Annotated in this window: 13 protein-coding genes; 6 read left to right on the plus strand and 7 right to left on the minus strand. The window is 67.1% G+C overall.

Annotation, left to right across the window (positions count from 1 at the left end; all coding sequences use genetic code 11):
* Positions 1 to 50 precede the first annotated feature (50 nt).
* The 4 genes from argA (at position 51) to E8D38_RS00625 (ending at position 3,283) form a co-directional block, all read left to right on the plus strand.
* Complete coding sequence (gene argA / locus E8D38_RS00610) at positions 51 to 1,391, plus strand: amino-acid N-acetyltransferase (protein ID WP_140625777.1); 1,341 nt, start codon at positions 51 to 53, stop codon at positions 1,389 to 1,391.
* A gap of 34 nt (positions 1,392 to 1,425) precedes the next feature.
* The gene (locus tag E8D38_RS00615; protein WP_140625778.1) at positions 1,426 to 1,698 is read left to right on the plus strand and encodes an oxidative damage protection protein; all 273 of its coding nucleotides are present in this window, start codon (positions 1,426 to 1,428) and stop codon (positions 1,696 to 1,698) included.
* Positions 1,699 to 1,793: 95 nt separating this feature from the next.
* A complete protein-coding gene (locus tag E8D38_RS00620) occupies positions 1,794 to 2,837 on the plus strand; it encodes an extracellular solute-binding protein (RefSeq protein ID WP_140625779.1) in 1,044 nt (347 codons plus the stop codon).
* A gap of 110 nt (positions 2,838 to 2,947) precedes the next feature.
* Positions 2,948 to 3,283 (plus strand): H-NS histone family protein, encoded by a 336-nt coding sequence (locus E8D38_RS00625; RefSeq protein WP_140625780.1) that lies wholly within the window; start codon positions 2,948 to 2,950, stop codon positions 3,281 to 3,283.
* Between the two features lie 71 nt (positions 3,284 to 3,354).
* Here the strand turns inward: E8D38_RS00625 and E8D38_RS00630 are convergent, their stop codons facing one another.
* Complete coding sequence (locus E8D38_RS00630; RefSeq protein WP_246099287.1) at positions 3,355 to 5,355, minus strand: M3 family metallopeptidase; 2,001 nt, start codon at positions 5,353 to 5,355, stop codon at positions 3,355 to 3,357.
* A 148-nt stretch (positions 5,356 to 5,503) separates the two neighbouring features.
* Here E8D38_RS00630 and E8D38_RS00635 point away from each other — a divergent pair, with 148 nt between their 5' ends.
* The gene (locus E8D38_RS00635) at positions 5,504 to 8,488 is read left to right on the plus strand and encodes a bifunctional diguanylate cyclase/phosphodiesterase (RefSeq protein ID WP_140625781.1); all 2,985 of its coding nucleotides are present in this window, start codon (positions 5,504 to 5,506) and stop codon (positions 8,486 to 8,488) included.
* A 28-nt stretch (positions 8,489 to 8,516) separates the two neighbouring features.
* Here the strand turns inward: E8D38_RS00635 and glmM are convergent, their stop codons facing one another.
* From glmM to E8D38_RS00655, 4 genes are all read right to left on the minus strand, one after another.
* A complete protein-coding gene (glmM, locus tag E8D38_RS00640; protein WP_140625782.1) occupies positions 8,517 to 9,851 on the minus strand; it encodes a phosphoglucosamine mutase in 1,335 nt (444 codons plus the stop codon).
* A gap of 44 nt (positions 9,852 to 9,895) precedes the next feature.
* Positions 9,896 to 10,729: a dihydropteroate synthase gene (gene folP, locus E8D38_RS00645; protein WP_140625783.1), complete on the minus strand. Its 834-nt coding sequence runs from the start codon at positions 10,727 to 10,729 to the stop codon at positions 9,896 to 9,898.
* 63 nt (positions 10,730 to 10,792) lie between these two features.
* Complete coding sequence (ftsH, locus tag E8D38_RS00650) at positions 10,793 to 12,700, minus strand: ATP-dependent zinc metalloprotease FtsH (RefSeq protein WP_140625784.1); 1,908 nt, start codon at positions 12,698 to 12,700, stop codon at positions 10,793 to 10,795.
* A 174-nt stretch (positions 12,701 to 12,874) separates the two neighbouring features.
* Entirely contained in the window at positions 12,875 to 13,549 is a 675-nt protein-coding gene (locus E8D38_RS00655; protein WP_140625785.1) for an RlmE family RNA methyltransferase, read from the minus strand.
* Between the two features lie 65 nt (positions 13,550 to 13,614).
* Between E8D38_RS00655 and E8D38_RS00660 the strand changes: the two genes are divergently transcribed.
* A complete protein-coding gene (locus E8D38_RS00660) occupies positions 13,615 to 14,091 on the plus strand; it encodes a YhbY family RNA-binding protein (protein WP_140625786.1) in 477 nt (158 codons plus the stop codon).
* Between the two features lie 9 nt (positions 14,092 to 14,100).
* On the opposite strand, the gene E8D38_RS00665 is transcribed toward E8D38_RS00660, so the two are convergent.
* Positions 14,101 to 14,502, minus strand: coding sequence for a DUF4149 domain-containing protein (locus E8D38_RS00665; RefSeq protein WP_342779504.1), 402 nt, complete (start codon positions 14,500 to 14,502; stop codon positions 14,101 to 14,103).
* A 22-nt stretch (positions 14,503 to 14,524) separates the two neighbouring features.
* Positions 14,525 to 15,001 carry a transcription elongation factor GreA gene (gene greA, locus E8D38_RS00670; RefSeq protein WP_140625788.1) on the minus strand — a complete coding sequence of 159 codons (477 nt, stop codon included), beginning with the start codon at positions 14,999 to 15,001 and terminating at the stop codon, positions 14,525 to 14,527.
* Positions 15,002 to 15,050: the final 49 nt, after the last annotated feature.

Genomic DNA, 15,050 nt, shown 5'->3' on the forward strand with positions numbered 1-15,050 from the left:
TCGTGCAAAATCGCGGATTATTTCAGTCTCGAGCCACCCGCGGCGCGCGCATGGACCTGATCTTTCCCCACACCTTCGTTCCCTGGTTCCGCTCGGTCGCGCCGTACATCCACGCCTACCGAGGCAAGACCTTCGTCGTGGCGCTCGTGGGCGAGGCCATCGCCGCCGGCAAGCTCAACTCCTTCGTGCAGGACGTGGCCATCCTGCATGCCATGGGCATCAAGCTGGTGCTGGTGCACGGCTTCCGCCCGCAGGTGAACGAGCAGCTCGCGGCCAAGGGCCAGAGCTCCAGGTTCAGCCACGGCATGCGCATCACCGACGCGGTGGCGCTCGACTGCGCCCAGGAAGCCGCCGGCCAGCTCCGGTTCGAGATCGAAGCCGCGTTCTCCCAGGGCCTGCCCAACACGCCGATGGCGAATGCGACCGTGCGGGTGGTGTCGGGCAACTTCCTCACCGCACGACCGGTGGGCATCATCGACGGCATCGACTTCCAACAGAGCGGGCTGGTGCGCCGGGTCGATGCCGCTGCCATCGGCCGCGCCATCGACACCGGCGCCATCGTGCTGCTGTCGCCCTTCGGCTTCTCGCCCACCGGCGAGGCCTTCAACCTCACGATGGAAGAAGTGGCCACCAGCACGGCGATCGAGCTGCAGGCCGACAAGCTGATCTTCCTGACCGAGGTGCCGGGCGTGCGCGAAGACCGCAACGACCCCGAAAGCCCGATCGACACCGAACTCGCCCTGGCCGACGCCGAGCGCCTGCTGGCCAGCCTGCCGAGCCCCACCCAGCCCACCGACGTGGCCTTCTACCTGAAGCATTGCGTCAAGGCCTGCAGCGAAGGCGTCGAGCGCTCGCACATCCTGCCCTTCGCGGTGGACGGCGCCCTGCTGATGGAGGTCTACACGCACGACGGCATCGGCACCATGGTGGTGGACGAAAAGCTCGAGAGCCTGCGCGAAGCCACTTCCGACGACATCGGCGGCATCCTGCAGCTCATCGAGCCGTTCGAGAAGGACGGCACGCTGGTCAAGCGCGACCGCACCGAGATCGAACGCGACATCGACCACTACACCGTGATCGAGCACGACGGCGTGATCTTCGGCTGCGCGGCGCTCTACCCCTACCCCGAGGCCAAGACCGGCGAGATGGCCGCGCTGACGGTGAGCAACAGCGTGCAGGGCCAGGGCGACGGCGAGCGCATCCTCAAGCGCATCGAGCAGCGCGCCCGCGCCATGGGCCTCACCAGCATCTTCGTGCTCACCACCCGCACGATGCACTGGTTCATCAAGCGCGGCTTCCAGCAGGTCGACCCCGACTGGCTGCCCGAGGCACGCAAGCGCAAGTACAACTGGGACCGGCGCTCGCAAGTGCTGGTCAAGCTGCTCAAGTAGCGACCGGTCATCATTCGAAAAGGAGTACCCCACCATGGCCCGCACCGTGAACTGCGTTCTGCTCAAGAAGGAAGCCGAAGGACTCGACTTCGCGCCCTACCCTGGCGAGCTGGGCAAGCGCATCTACAACGAGGTCAGCAAGGAAGCCTGGGCGCAGTGGATGAAGCACCAGACCATGCTGGTCAACGAGAACCGCCTGAACCTCGCCGATGCCCGCGCCCGCCAGTACCTCGCCCGGCAGATGGAGCGCTTCTTCTTCGGTGAAGGCGCCGACCAGCCGGCCGGCTACGTGCCGCCGACCGCCTGAGGCGCCGTCGCGCGCAGGCGCAGCGGAGATTGACGCGAATCATTCTCGTTAACGACTACACTCCTGCAGCTTCATTTCACCTGCTGAGGAGTGTCATGTCCCGTTCGAGCTTTGCCCGCGCCGCGCTTGCCGCCGCGGCCGTTTGCACCGCATTCGCCGCCCAGGCGCAGGAGCAGGTGCTGAACCTGTACTCCGCCCGCCACTACCAGACCGACGAGGCGCTGTACAACAACTTCACCAAGGCCACTGGCATCAAGATCAACCGCGTGGACGCCGACGACGCCGGCATCCTGGCCCGGCTGAAGAGCGAAGGCACCGCCAGCCCGGCCGACGTGATCCTGCTGGTGGATGCCGCGCGCCTCTGGCGTGCCGAGGTGGACGGCCTGTTCCAGCCGGTGAAGTCGCCAGCGCTCGAAAAGCGCATCCCGGCCAACCTGCGCGGCAAGGACGACGGCCAGGGCGCCCAGTGGTTCGGCTTCTCGACCCGCGCCCGGGTCATCGTCTACAACAAGGCAACGGTCAAGAAGGAAGACGTCGACACCTACGAGGAACTGGCCGACCCCAAGAACAAGGGCAAGGTCTGCACCCGCTCCGGCTCGCACCCCTACAACCTCTCGCTGTTCGGCTCGATCGTCGAGCACGTGGGCGCCGACAAGGCCGAGCAGTGGCTCAAGGGCGTGGTGGACAACATGGCCCGCGCCCCCAAGGGTGGTGACACCGACCAGATCAAGGCCGTGGCCAGCGGCGAGTGCGGCATCGGCCTCTCCAACACCTACTACGTCGCCCGGCTGATGCGCTCCGACAAGCCCGAGGACCGTGCGGTGATGGACAAGGTGGCGGTGGTGTTCCCCAACCAGTCGAGCTGGGGCACGCACGTCAACATCGCCGGCGGCGCCGTGGCCAGGAACGCCAAGAACCGCGAGGCGGCCGTCAAGTTCCTCGAATATCTGGCCAGCGACGAAGCCCAGGCCTATTTCGCCAACGGCAACAACGAATATCCGGCTGTGCCCAGCGTGAAACTGCCCAACCCGGCGCTGGACGCACTCGGCAAGTTCAAGGCGGAGCTGATCCCGATTTCCGTGGTCGGCATGAACACGGTGAAAGTGCAGCAGATGCTGGATCGCGTCGGCTACAAGTAAGCCGCCCCGGCATATCCCTCTGGTGAAAGCCCGGCCCCGGCCGGGCTTTTTTTCGCCTGCCCCACCCCATAGAATGCGCGGGCTCCTTTCCCACACAAGAGGATTTCCGCATGGCCACTTATCAGGATTTGCTCGCCCAGAAAGCCGCCCTCGAAAAGCAGCAGGCTGCCCTTGAAAAACAACTCGAGGAAGCCCGCAAGGCCGAACGTGCCGAAGTGATCGCACAGATCAGGAACCTCATGTCGCAGCACGGCCTCACCCTGGCCGACCTGGGCACCAAGGGGCCCGGCAAGCCCGCCAGGGCGGGCTCCGTCGAAGGCCGCAAGGTGGCGCCGAAATACCGCAACTCCGCCACCGGCGAAACCTGGACCGGCCGCGGCTTGCAACCCAAGTGGATCAAGGAGGCATTGGCCTCCGGCCGGAAACTCGAAGACCTGGCGATCTGAATACCCGAGCCAGGCCAAAGAAAAGCCGCCCGACGGGGCGGCTTTTTCGTTGGTGCAAACAGCGCGCAGCGTCAGCGCCGCAGGAACTCGTAGAACGCCCTGGAATTCGTTTCGCGTGCGAGGAACTCCCGCAGCAAATCGTCGGGGGTGCGCTGGCCGCCATTGGCCAATACCGTGTCGCGATAACGCCTGCCGATCTCGGCATCGAGTTTGTTGGCCGAAAAGGCGGTTCGAAGGTCCATCGCGATGACCAGGCTCCAGAGGTAGCCGTAGTAGCCCGCCGCATAACCGCCGGCCACGTGGCTGAAACCCGCCGGGAACCTGGTGCCGGGCACATGCCCGAGCGGCGTGGCGCCTTCCATGCGGGCCCACAAGCCCATCGGCTCGGGTGCGTCGGGCCCATGCAGCGCGATGTCGAAGCTGCCGTAGAGGTGCTGGCGCGCGTAGAAGTTGCCCTTGCCGTAGTCGCGCGCGGCCACCGCCTTGTCGATCATGTCGTCGGGCACCGGCTTGCAGCTGGCGCACACCTCGGCAAACAGCTTCAGCACCTGCTTGTCATAGACCCAGTCCTCCAGCATCTGCGACGGCGCCTCGACGAAGTCGCGGAGCACGCTGGTGCCGCCCTGCGACGAATAGCGGGTGAACGACAGGTTGTTGTGCAGCGCGTGGCCGAGCTCGTGCAGCAGCGTTTCCAGCTCCTCCAGCGTCAGGCCCTTGCGGTCGAAGTTGACCACCAGCGCCGCCTGCGGCACCCGATGCACCCGGGTGGCGCCATTGCGGAAGCTCCACACGGCGGCATGGTTGTACTTGTTGTCGCGCGGGTAGAGGTCGACGTAGAGCGTGGCGACAGGCTTGCCGGTCTTCGTGTCGGTGGCGGCATAGGCCTGCACTTCCGGGTGCCACAGCGGCTGCGGCGGCTGCACCCGGGTGTAGGTGACGCCCAGCAGCTTCTCGGCCAGCTTCAGCACGAACTGCAGACTCTCCTGCGGCGGGAAGTAGGGACGGAACGCCTCCTGGTCGACGGTGTAGCGCTCCTTGCGCACCCGTTCGGTGTAGAACGGCACGTCCCAGCGATCGAGCTTCGTGGCGTCGGCGCTCTGCCCCAGGTGCCTGGCCTTGGCCTCGCGCAGTTCGGCCAGGTCACGGGTTTCGCCGGCGGTGACGGCCTGCTTCACGTCGGCCAGGAAGGCATCGACCTTCTTCGCACTGCCGGCCATGCGACGGCGCAGCAGGAAGTCGGCATAGCTCTTGAAGCCGAACAGCTTCGCGTACTCGAGCCGCAGCTTGGCAATCTCGTCGAGCAGCTTCAGGTTGGCATCGCCGCCTTCGTTGGTCTTGGCCCGCCAGATGCGTTCGCGGGTGGCGGCGTTCTCGGCGCGCTGCAGCACCGGCAGGTAGGTGGGGTAGTCCAGTCCCAGCAGGTAGTTGCCGGCATCGTCGCGCTTGGCCTCATTCCAGACGCTCTCGGGCACGCCCTTCAGCTCGTCGGCGGAAAACGCGACGCGGGTGCCGTCTTCGCGGATGTTGCGATCGAACTGCTGGCCGAGGTCGGTGATGCGATCGACGATCTGCTTGGCACGGTCGCGCTGCACCTTGGGCAGGCCGATGCCGGCGTCTTCGAAGCCCTCTCGGATGTCTCGCAGGAACAGCCGGTCGACCGCGTCGCCGGCGCGCACCTTCTGGCTTGCGCGATAGAGCTTCTCGTTTTGCGCCAGCGTCGAGAAGAAGTCCTGCCACCGCAGGGTGCACGCCTGGGCGGCGTCGCGCACTGCCTTTTCAGGGTGCACATTCACCAGCAGATAGAACGGCCCGGCCGCGTCTTCGTTGTAGGCATTGAGGTCGTCGTAGCCGGCCAGCCAGCGCGCCTTCGGCGAGCGCCTTTCGAGCTGCGCCACGCGGCTGCGGGCGCCCTTCAGGCCGGCATCACAGGCGGCCTGCACCTGGGCTTCGTCGCTGTACTGCGGGAAGCGCGGACCGGGGAGGTCGGCGGCGCCGGCACGGGAGGCAAAGGCCAGCGGCAGCAATGCGGCCGCCATGACGCAGGCGGCCGACGAGGCACGGGGGAATCGCATGAACTCTCCAACTTGAGGGCGCCGCCCTCGTGAGGCAACGCGGTGGCGCTGGATTGTGCCCCGCGTGGCAACCACTCGAACGCGGGGCATGCCCTAGGAGGCTGCGCAGGGGCAAGGCCAACGACACCGTTTAAAGTCGCAGGCGCCGATGAACAGCCTCACCCTTGCCCGCAGCGACAACACAGGCCGCGCACCGAACATCCTGCGTTGGGCACTGCGTGTGTGCGTCGTGGTGCTGGCCTACTACCTCACCGGCCGCCTGGGCCTGGCCCTGCCCTACATCGGCTCGCACATCTCGCTGATCTGGCCGCCGGCCGGCATCGCGCTGGCCGCGCTGCTGCGCTGGGGGCCGGGCATGGCCCCCGGCGTGGCCCTGGGAGCGGCCTGCGTGGCGCTGCAGGTCGGCTCGCCGCCCGGCCTGAGCCTGGCCATCGCCGCGGGCAACACCCTGGGGCCGCTGGCGGCCGCCTTTGCCCTGCAGAGGCTGGGGTTCCATTGCGCACTCGATCGCCGCCGGGACGTGCTGCTCTACGTGCTGGCAGCCGGCGCAGGGCTCGCGCTGACCGCCACCTGCGGCGTGCTGGCGCTGGCATTGGCGGGCGTGCTGCCCTGGGACGGCGTGACGCGCGCCTGGCCCTTCTGGTGGCTGGGCGACATCGTGGGCGCCCTGACCGCCGGGGTGCCGCTGCTCACCTTCGACGGCCCGGCCCTGCGCCGCAGCGTCCGGCCCGGCAAGACGGCGGGCACCTTGTGCCTCGCCGCGGCGACGGTCGCGTGCGGCGCCGCTGCGCTGCTGGCCCCTGCCGGCCAGGGAGGCGCGGGCCTGTCGCCGCTGGTCTTCATGCCGCACCTCCTGCTGTGCTGGCTGGCGCTGCGCGCCGGCGTGTGCGCAGCCTCGTTCACCGCCCTCGCAGTGACAGCCTGTGCAGCGTGGGGCACCTCGCGCGGACTGGGGCCCTTCTATACCGGGGACGTGCACCAGAGCCTCGCGCTCGTGTGGGGCTATGTCACGACGCTGAGCGTCATCACGGTGCTGGTCACCGCGCTGGTGTCGGAGCTGGCCGCCAGCGAGGAGCGCTGGCAGCTCGCGCTGGACGGCTCCAACACCGGCGTGGGCGACTGGGACATGCGCAGCGGCCGGATGTTCTTTTCGCGCCGCCTGAAGGCCCTGCTGGGCTACCAGCCCGAAGAGATCACCGACACCTATGGCGAATGGACCTCACGCCTGCACCCGGAAGACCGCCCGCGCCTGAACGACGCGTTGCAGCGCCATGCCAGCGGCCTGGCGCCGGCGGTCCGCACCGAGTACCGCATGCGCTGCAAGGACGGCTCCTGGAAATGGTTCGAGGTGCAGGGCCACGTCGTCGAACGCGACGAGCACGGCGTGCCGCTGCGTTTCGTCGGAGCGGCCAGCGACGTGAGCGAGCGGCATGCGGCCGAAGAACGCTGGCGGCTGGCCGCCAGCCTCTTCGAGCACCTGCATGAAGGGCTGCTGATCACCGATGCCGAGCACCGCATCCTGCACGTGAACCCGGCCTACCTGCGCATGAGCGGATACGGTCGAGGCGAGCTCATCGGCACAGTCCCGGCACTGCTGCAGCCGCCGTCGGCCGAACAGGTGGCGGTGCGTGCGCCGATGTGGGCCAGCCTGAAGACCCAGGGCACCTGGCGCGGCGAGACCCTCGACCAGCGCAAGAGCGGCGAAACGTATCCGCAGCAGGTCACGATCTCGTCTGTGCGGGGCGGCGACGGCCAGATCAGCCACCACGTGCTGGTGGTGTCCGACATCACCCAGGCACGCCGCCACCGCGCGCAACTGGAGCAGCAGGCCCGCTTCGACACGCTGACCCAGCTGCCCAACCGCGGCTACCTCGCGCAGCTGCTGCGCGAAGCGCTGGCCCAGGCCGACCGCGAGGGGCACCTGCTGGCGGTGTGCTACCTGGACCTGGACCACTTCAAGCCCATCAATGACCAGCTCGGCCACCAGGCCGGCGACCGGCTGCTGCGCGAACTGGCCTCACGCCTGCTGGCTGCAGTGCGCGGCGGCGACACCGTCGCACGGCTGGGCGGCGACGAATTCGTGCTGCTGTTGCGCGCACGCTCGGCCGAAGAGGCGCGCATGGCACTCGACCGGGTGCTGGAGGTCGTGTCGCGGCCCTATGTGCTGGGGCGCGCGGCGCGGCACCTCACCGCGAGCATCGGCGCCACCGTCTACCCGACAGACCGGGCCGATGCCGACACGCTGCTGCGCCATGCCGACCATGCGATGTACATCGCCAAGCAGGCCGGCCGCGGACGGGTGCAGTTCTTCGACCCGGAAAGCGCGCGGGAAGCCACGGCCCAGCGCGAAGCAGTCGAGCGCATCGAGGCGGCGCTGGCTGCGGACGAACTGGTCCTGCACTACCAGCCCAAGGTGGACATGAAGCGCGGCCAGGTGCTGGGCGTGGAGGCGCTGCTGCGCTGGCGACACCCGCAACACGGGCTGCTGCCGCCCGGGGACTTCCTGCCGCTCGTCGAGCCGGCCGAGTTTGCGGTGAAGCTCGGCGACTGGGTGCTGCGCCAGGCCATCGACCAGCTGGCGGCCTGGCAGCGCCAGGGGTTGGAGGTTTCGGTCAGCGTCAACATCACCGGCCGGCACCTGCAGGACCCGCGTTTCGCCCAGCGTCTGGGCGAGCTGCTCGGCCGCCGGCCGCCGCCCCTGGCGCGCCGGCTGACGCTGGAGGTGCTCGAAACCACGGCGCTGGCCGACGTGGCGTTCACCTGCGGCGTGATGGAGCAATGCCGCTCGCTCGGTGTGCGCTTCGCGCTCGACGACTTCGGCACCGGCTATTCGCCGCTCACCTACCTGAAGCGCCTGCCGGTCGACGTGCTGAAGATCGACCGCTCGTTCATTCACAACATGCTGGGCGATGCAGAAGATCTCGCGATCGTGCAGGGCGTGATCGGCCTGTCGCGCACCTTCGGCTGCAGCATCGTCGCCGAAGGCGTGGAGTCAGTCGAACAGGCCCAGCGGCTGGTCGAGATCGGCTGCGAGATCGGCCAGGGCTACGGCATCGCCGCTCCCATGCCGGCGCAGGCGGTGCCTGCCTGGATCGAGAGTTACCGGCAGGAGCAGCGGGCAGCTCGAAGCTGAGCCTACCCGCCCCGGAGCGACTGCGGTTTCACCCCGCCGTGACGGCAGCGACAAGGCGCTGCGCGCAACGCTCCGCCAATGCGGCGTCCGAGGCTTCGACCATCACACGCAGCAACGGCTCGGTGCCGGACGGGCGGATCAGCACGCGGCCGCGGCCGATCAGCTCCGAAGACACGGCCTGCTGCTCGGCTGCCAGCTTCTGGTTGTTCTTCCAGTCCTGACCAGGCTGCAGCCGCACGTTGATGAGCTTCTGCGGGAACAGGCTCACGCCGTCCAGCAGCTGCGACAGCGAGCGGCCGGTGCGCTGGGCGGCCTGCAGCACCTGCAGTGCGCTCACGATGCCGTCGCCGGTGGTGTGCTTGTCGAGCACGAGCAGGTGGCCGGAACCTTCGCCGCCGAGCTCCCAGCCGCGCGCCACCAGTTCCTCGAGCACATAGCGGTCGCCCACCTTGGCCCGCACGAACTCGACGTCGCGCGCCTTCAGCGCCAGCTCCACCGCCATGTTGGTCATGAGCGTGCCGACCGCGCCGGGTACGCGCAGGCCCTGCGACAGGCGGTCGACCACCATGAGGTACAGCAGTTCGTCACCGTTGTAGAGCCGGCCGTCGCGGTCGATCAGTTGCAGTCGGTCGGCATCGCCGTCGAGCGCAACCCCGTAGTCGGCCCCCTGTGCCAGCACCTCGCGCTGCAGGGTTTCGGGGTGGGTGGCGCCCACGCCGTCATTGATGTTCAGGCCGTTGGGGCTGCAGCCGATGGCCACCACCTCGGCGCCAAGCTCGTGGAAGACGCTGGGCGCCACCTGGTAGGCGGCACCGTTGGCGCCGTCGACCACGATCTTCAGGCCCTTGAGCGACAGGTCGCCGGAGAAGGTGCTCTTGCAGAACTCGACGTAGCGGCCCTGGGCGTCGTCCAGCCGGCGGGCCTTGCCCAGGCCCATGGAGTCGACCCACTGCGGGGGCTCAGCCAGCGCCGCTTCGACGTCCTGCTCCCACTCGTCCGGCAGCTTTTCGCCCTTGGCCGAGAAGAACTTGATGCCGTTGTCATGGAAAGGGTTGTGCGAGGCGCTGATCACGACGCCGAGATTCATGCGCAGCGCCCGGGTGAGATAGGCGACGCCGGGCGTGGGCAGCGGGCCGGTCAGCGTGACCGCCACGCCTGCCGAGGCGAAACCTGCCTCGAGGGCGGACTCCAGCATGTAGCCGGAGATGCGCGGATCCTTGCCGATCAGCACGGTGGGCCGGGCCTCGGTGCGCTTGAGGACGCGCCCCACCGCATGGCCGAGGCGCAGCACGAAGTCCGGCGTGATGGGGCTTTGCCCGACGGTGCCGCGGATGCCGTCGGTGCCGAAATACTGTCTGCTCATGGGGCGCGATTTTGCCTCCGGCCCGCGGGGGCGAAGTCCCTCGTTCAGGTGGGCAGGCCGGCGGCCTCCCACACCTGGAGGGCCTCGCGGGTCGCCGCCACGTCATGCACCCGCAGGACACGAGCGCCCTGCTGTGCCGCCGCCAGCGCCGCGGCAACGCTGGCGATCAAGCGGTCGCCCACCGGCTTGCCGCTCACCGCACCCAGCGAAGACTTGCGTGACCAGCCGGCGAGCACCGGATAGCCCAGCGCCAGCAGCTCATGCTGGCGCGCCAGCAGCGCGAAGTTGTGCGCCACCGTCTTGCCGAATCCGATGCCCGGGTCGAGCGCGATGCGCGCGGCGGCCACGCCGGCCGTGCGCAACACCTGGGCCCGCTCGTGCAGGAAGCGCTTCACCTCGTCAACGACGTCTGCATAGGCCGGGTCCCCAGCTTGCATGGACTTGGGCTCGCCTCGCATGTGCATCAGGCACACGCCGCAGGCCGGATGTGCCGACACCGCTTCGGCAGCACCGGGCGCGCGCAGCGCGTTGATGTCGTTCACGATGTCCACACCCAGGTCGAGCGCCGCACGCATGACCTCGGTCTTGTAGGTGTCCACGGAAACCGGCACACCCAGCTTCGCGGCGGCCTCGAGCACGGGGAGCACCCGGCGCAGCTCCTCATCGAGCGGCACCGGGTCAGCCCCCGGGCGGCTGGATTCGCCGCCCACATCGAGGATGTCAGCCCCTTCGCGCAGCAGCAGGTCACAGTGGCGTATGGCCGCCTGCGCCTGCCCGTGGCGCCCGCCGTCGGAGAAGGAGTCGGGCGTCACGTTGACGATCCCCATGATGCGGGGCCTGCTCAGATCGATGCGAAAGCGCGTGGTCTGCCAGAACATTTCTTCCTGCACCAGAAAAGCAAAACGCGCCGGAGGCGCGTCTTGCGGGGCTGCTGGCGCCGCTCAGGCGGCGGCCGGCGCGTTGTCGGAGTTGACGGAAGGCGTTGCGCCGCCACCGCTGCTCTTCGTGTTCGAAGGCGTCCAGTCCTTCGGCGGACGCGGCGGCTTGCCGTTCATGATGTCGTCGATCTGCTCGGCGTCGATGGTTTCCCATTCGAGCAGCGCCTGCGCCATCGCATGCATCTTGTCCTTGTTGTCTTCGATCAGCTGGCGCGCGTTGGCGTACTGCTCGTCGATGATCTTGCGGATCTGCTTGTCGACCTTCTGCATCGTCTCTTCCGAGACGTTGACCTGCTTGGTGATCGACCGTCCCAGGAACACCTCGCCTTCGTTTTCGGCGTAGACCATCGGGCCCAGCTCGTCGGTCATGCCGTAGCGCGTGACCATGTCGCGGGCGATGTTGGTCGCGCGTTCGAAGTCGTTGCTGGCGCCGGTGGTCATCTGGTTCATGAACACCTCCTCGGCGATGCGCCCGCCGAACAGCACCGCGATGGTATTGAGCATGCGCTCCTTGTCCATGCTGTAGCGGTCGCCCTCGGGCAGCTGCATCGTCACGCCCAGCGCACGGCCGCGCGGGATGATGGTGACCTTGTGCACCGGGTCGGTCTTGGGCAGCAGGCGAGCCACCAGCGCATGACCGGCTTCGTGATACGCAGTGTTGCGGCGCTCTTCTTCCGGCATGACCATGGACTTGCGCTCGGGGCCCATCAGGATCTTGTCCTTGGCCTTCTCGAAGTCGGTCATCTCGACCACACGGGCATTGCGACGGGCAGCGAACAGGGCCGCCTCGTTGACCAGGTTCGCGAGGTCGGCGCCCGAGAAGCCCGGCGTGCCGCGCGCCAGGATGTCGGCACGGATGTCCTGGCCGATCGGCACCTTGCGCATGTGCACGTTCAGGATCTGCTCGCGGCCGCGCACGTCGGGCAGCGTCACATAGACCTGGCGATCGAAACGGCCGGGACGCAGCAGCGCCGGGTCCAGGATGTCTGGCCGGTTGGTCGCGGCCATCACGATGACACCCAGGTTGGTCTCGAAGCCGTCCATCTCGACCAGCATCTGGTTGAGGGTCTGCTCGCGCTCGTCGTTGCCGCCGCCCAGGCCAGCACCGCGATGGCGACCGACAGCGTCGATTTCGTCTACGAAGATGATGCAAGGCGCGTTCTTCTTGGCCTGCTCGAACATGTCGCGCACGCGGGCCGCGCCCACGCCAACGAACATTTCAACGAAGTCAGAACCGGAGATCGAGAAGAACGGGACCTTGGCCTCGCCGGCAATGGCCTTGGCCAGCAGCGTCTTGCCGGTACCCGGAGGGCCGACCATCAGCACGCCGCGGGGGATGCGGCCGCCCAGCTTCTGGAACTTCTGCGGGTCCTTCAGGAATTCGACCAGCTCCTTCACCTCTTCCTTGGCCTCGTCGCAACCAGCGACGTCGGCAAAGGTGATGGAGTTGTTGCTCTCGTCGAGCATGCGCGCCCGGCTCTTACCGAAGCTGAAGGCGCCGCCCTTGCCGCCGCCTTGCATCTGCCGCATAAAGTAGATCCACACGCCGATGAGCAGCAGCATCGGGCCCCAGCTGATGAGGATGCTCATCAGGATGGACGGCTCCTCGCGCGGCTTGACGTCGAACTTGATGCCGTTGTTGATGAGGTCGCCGACGAGACCACGGTCGAGATACGTCGCGGTGGTGCGGATGACCTTGTCGTCCGTCGTGATGGCCTTGATGTCGGTACCGCCGCCGCCTTCTTGAAGCGTGACCTGCTTGATGCGCTTGGCCCGCACTTCCTCGAGGAAGTCGGAATAGCCGATCTGGCTGCCCGCGGTCGATGTGCGATCGAACTGCTTGAACACGGTGAAAAGCACGAGTGCGATCACCAGCCAGACAGCGACCTTCGAGAACCATTGATTGTTCACCGCGGCTCCTTCATTCAATCCAATCAGCGGGCTTTCCCCTGGCGGCGAGGGTGCCCGAACCATCGCGGTAGGTGGGGCTGATTCTAGTGCAGTCAACCCCGGGCGCTTTCATCGGTTTCCACGCACTATCGCAGCCAATTGAACAGGCAGGCGTTTGGAACGTATCGACCTGATTCATGCCTTCTTGAGTCCGATCCCGACCAAAAAGGTTTCCGAAGATTTGTCTCGTGACGCCTTTGGCTTGATCGGCTTGACCACCCGGAAGGTCTTCTTGAACAGCTCCACCAGCTGGCTGTAGCCGCTGCCGTGAAATACCTTGCAGACCAGGGCTCCCTCGGACTGCAGATGGCTTTGCGAAAACTCAACCGCCAGTTCGACCAGATGCGCGATCCGGGCGGAATCTGCAGATTCGATGCCTGACAAATTAGGCGCCATGTCGGAGATGACCACGTCCACCGGCCGGCCGGCCACGGCCTCTTTCAGCTGGGCCAGAACCGCATCCTCGCGGAAATCACCCTGGATGAAGGTCACACCTTCGATCGGTTCGAAATCCAGGATGTCGAGAGCGATGATCGTGCCGTCGAGCGCACCCACCGCTGCGCCGCCGACCCCGGCCTGCTTGGGGGCGAACTTGCGCCGCACATACTGGCTCCAGGCCCCCGGTGTGGCCCCCAGGTCCACCACCAGCTGGCCGGGCCGAAGCAGCTTGAGCTCTTCGTCGATTTCCTTCAGCTTGTATGCCGCGCGCGCGCGATAGCCCTCCTTCTGGGCCAGCTTCACGTAGGGGTCGGTCATGTGGTCATGCAACCACGCCTTGTTGACCTTCTTGCTTTTTGTCTTGATTTTCATGGTGCAGCGGTGCCCGGCCGAGAAGCCTGGAAGGTTCGCGTGACGGCCGCAGAGATAATACGCAGATGCCAGCCATTCAACTGACCCCGGCCGAGCGCAAGGCGCATCGGTCTGAAGCTCACCATCTCGACCCCGTCGTGATGGTCGGCGGCGACGGCCTGACGCCGGCCGTCGTGAAGGAAACCGATGCCGCGCTCAAAGCCCACGGCCTGATCAAGGTGCGGGTTTTCGCCGATGAACGCGCGACCCGCGAGGAAATCATGGCGGCCCTGTGCGACCAGCTCGACGCCGCCCCGGTGCAGCACATCGGCAAGCTGCTTGTGCTGTGGCGGCCGCAGCCCGAGAAACCCAAGGCCGAGCCGGAAGACCGGCGCCCCGGGCCGAAGGTGGTGAAGATCCTGAAGTTCTCCAAGAGCGGCTCCCACCGGGCGCAGGTCAAGAAGCTCACCGTGCTGGGCAACCAGCGGCTCACCGCCGGCGGCACGGTCAAGCGTGCAAAGAAGCGCACCACGAGCGTCAAGAAGCGCGGCCTCCCAGGCTGACGAGCCAGCTCAACGTGCTGGCGACGCAACACGCCATGCCAGCACGAGCACCAGCACACCCTTGAGCACGAAGAAGCTGCTCGACACGGCGTGCAGCATGCCAAACGACCACGGCCCCTGCCCGGCACGCGCTGCGTCCATCATGGGCAGCACCGCAAAGTAGCCCGCGACGGTACAGAACAACGCACCCAGGGCCAGGAGCATCTCGGCACCCGGCCTCATGGCGCCTCGCAGACGCCGCTCAAGCAGCACGAACACCACAGCCAGCACCAGGCTGGCATAGGCTTCGCCCGCCAGCATGCGCCCCGCAACCCGTCCGGCTTCTTCGCGCGACAACAAGGCAAAGGGTGCTGGCGTCGCCAAGGTGCCCAGGCAGAGCAGCATGCCGGCCCACAGGCCGGGCAGCAGCACGCGGCCCCGCCGCAGCAACGCCTCAGAGATAGCGCACCTCGACGATCTCATAGCGGCGAGTGCCGCCGGGCGCCTTGAACTCGGCCACATCGCCGGCTTCCTTGCCGATCATTGCTCGGGCAATGGGCGAACTCACGGAGATGAGCCCCTGCTTCAAGTCCGCCTCGTCGTCGCCCACGATCTGGTAGGTCACGGCATCGCCGGACTCCTCCTCTTCGAGATCCACCGTCGCACCAAAGACCACCCGCCCCCCTGCGTCCAGCTCGGCCGGGTCGATGATCTGGGCCGCGGCCAGCTTGCCTTCGATTTCGAGGATGCGACCTTCGATGAAGCCCTGCTTGTCCTTGGCCGCTTCGTACTCCGCGTTTTCTGACAAGTCACCTTGGGCACGAGCCTCCGCAATGGCGGCGATGACGGCGTGTCGTTCCACGGTCTTCAGGCGGTGCAGCTCTTCCTTCAGCTTTTCTGCGCCACGTTTGGTCAGCGGAATGGTGGCCATGAGCAAAATCCTCGAGACAAAAAAAATCCAGCCGCCACCAGTGCCCCGG

This window comes from Methylibium rhizosphaerae (assembly GCF_006386545.1).
Lineage (GTDB): Bacteria > Pseudomonadota > Gammaproteobacteria > Burkholderiales > Burkholderiaceae_C > Pseudorivibacter > Pseudorivibacter rhizosphaerae.

Excerpts from the sequence above, each read along its gene's own strand:
- argA (WP_140625777.1), top strand. The coding sequence starts at position 51 with ATGGACCTGATCTTTCCCCACACCTTCGTTCCCTGGTTCCGCTCGGTC.
- E8D38_RS00615 (WP_140625778.1), top strand. The coding sequence starts at position 1,426 with ATGGCCCGCACCGTGAACTGCGTTCTGCTCAAGAAGGAAGCCGAAGGA.
- E8D38_RS00620 (WP_140625779.1), top strand. The coding sequence starts at position 1,794 with ATGTCCCGTTCGAGCTTTGCCCGCGCCGCGCTTGCCGCCGCGGCCGTT.
- E8D38_RS00625 (WP_140625780.1), top strand. The coding sequence starts at position 2,948 with ATGGCCACTTATCAGGATTTGCTCGCCCAGAAAGCCGCCCTCGAAAAG.
- E8D38_RS00630 (WP_246099287.1), bottom strand. The coding sequence starts at position 5,355 with ATGCGATTCCCCCGTGCCTCGTCGGCCGCCTGCGTCATGGCGGCCGCA.
- E8D38_RS00635 (WP_140625781.1), top strand. The coding sequence starts at position 5,504 with ATGAACAGCCTCACCCTTGCCCGCAGCGACAACACAGGCCGCGCACCG.
- glmM (WP_140625782.1), bottom strand. The coding sequence starts at position 9,851 with ATGAGCAGACAGTATTTCGGCACCGACGGCATCCGCGGCACCGTCGGG.
- folP (WP_140625783.1), bottom strand. The coding sequence starts at position 10,729 with ATGTTCTGGCAGACCACGCGCTTTCGCATCGATCTGAGCAGGCCCCGC.
- E8D38_RS00655 (WP_140625785.1), bottom strand. The coding sequence starts at position 13,549 with ATGAAAATCAAGACAAAAAGCAAGAAGGTCAACAAGGCGTGGTTGCAT.
- E8D38_RS00660 (WP_140625786.1), top strand. The coding sequence starts at position 13,615 with ATGCCAGCCATTCAACTGACCCCGGCCGAGCGCAAGGCGCATCGGTCT.
- greA (WP_140625788.1), bottom strand. The coding sequence starts at position 15,001 with ATGGCCACCATTCCGCTGACCAAACGTGGCGCAGAAAAGCTGAAGGAA.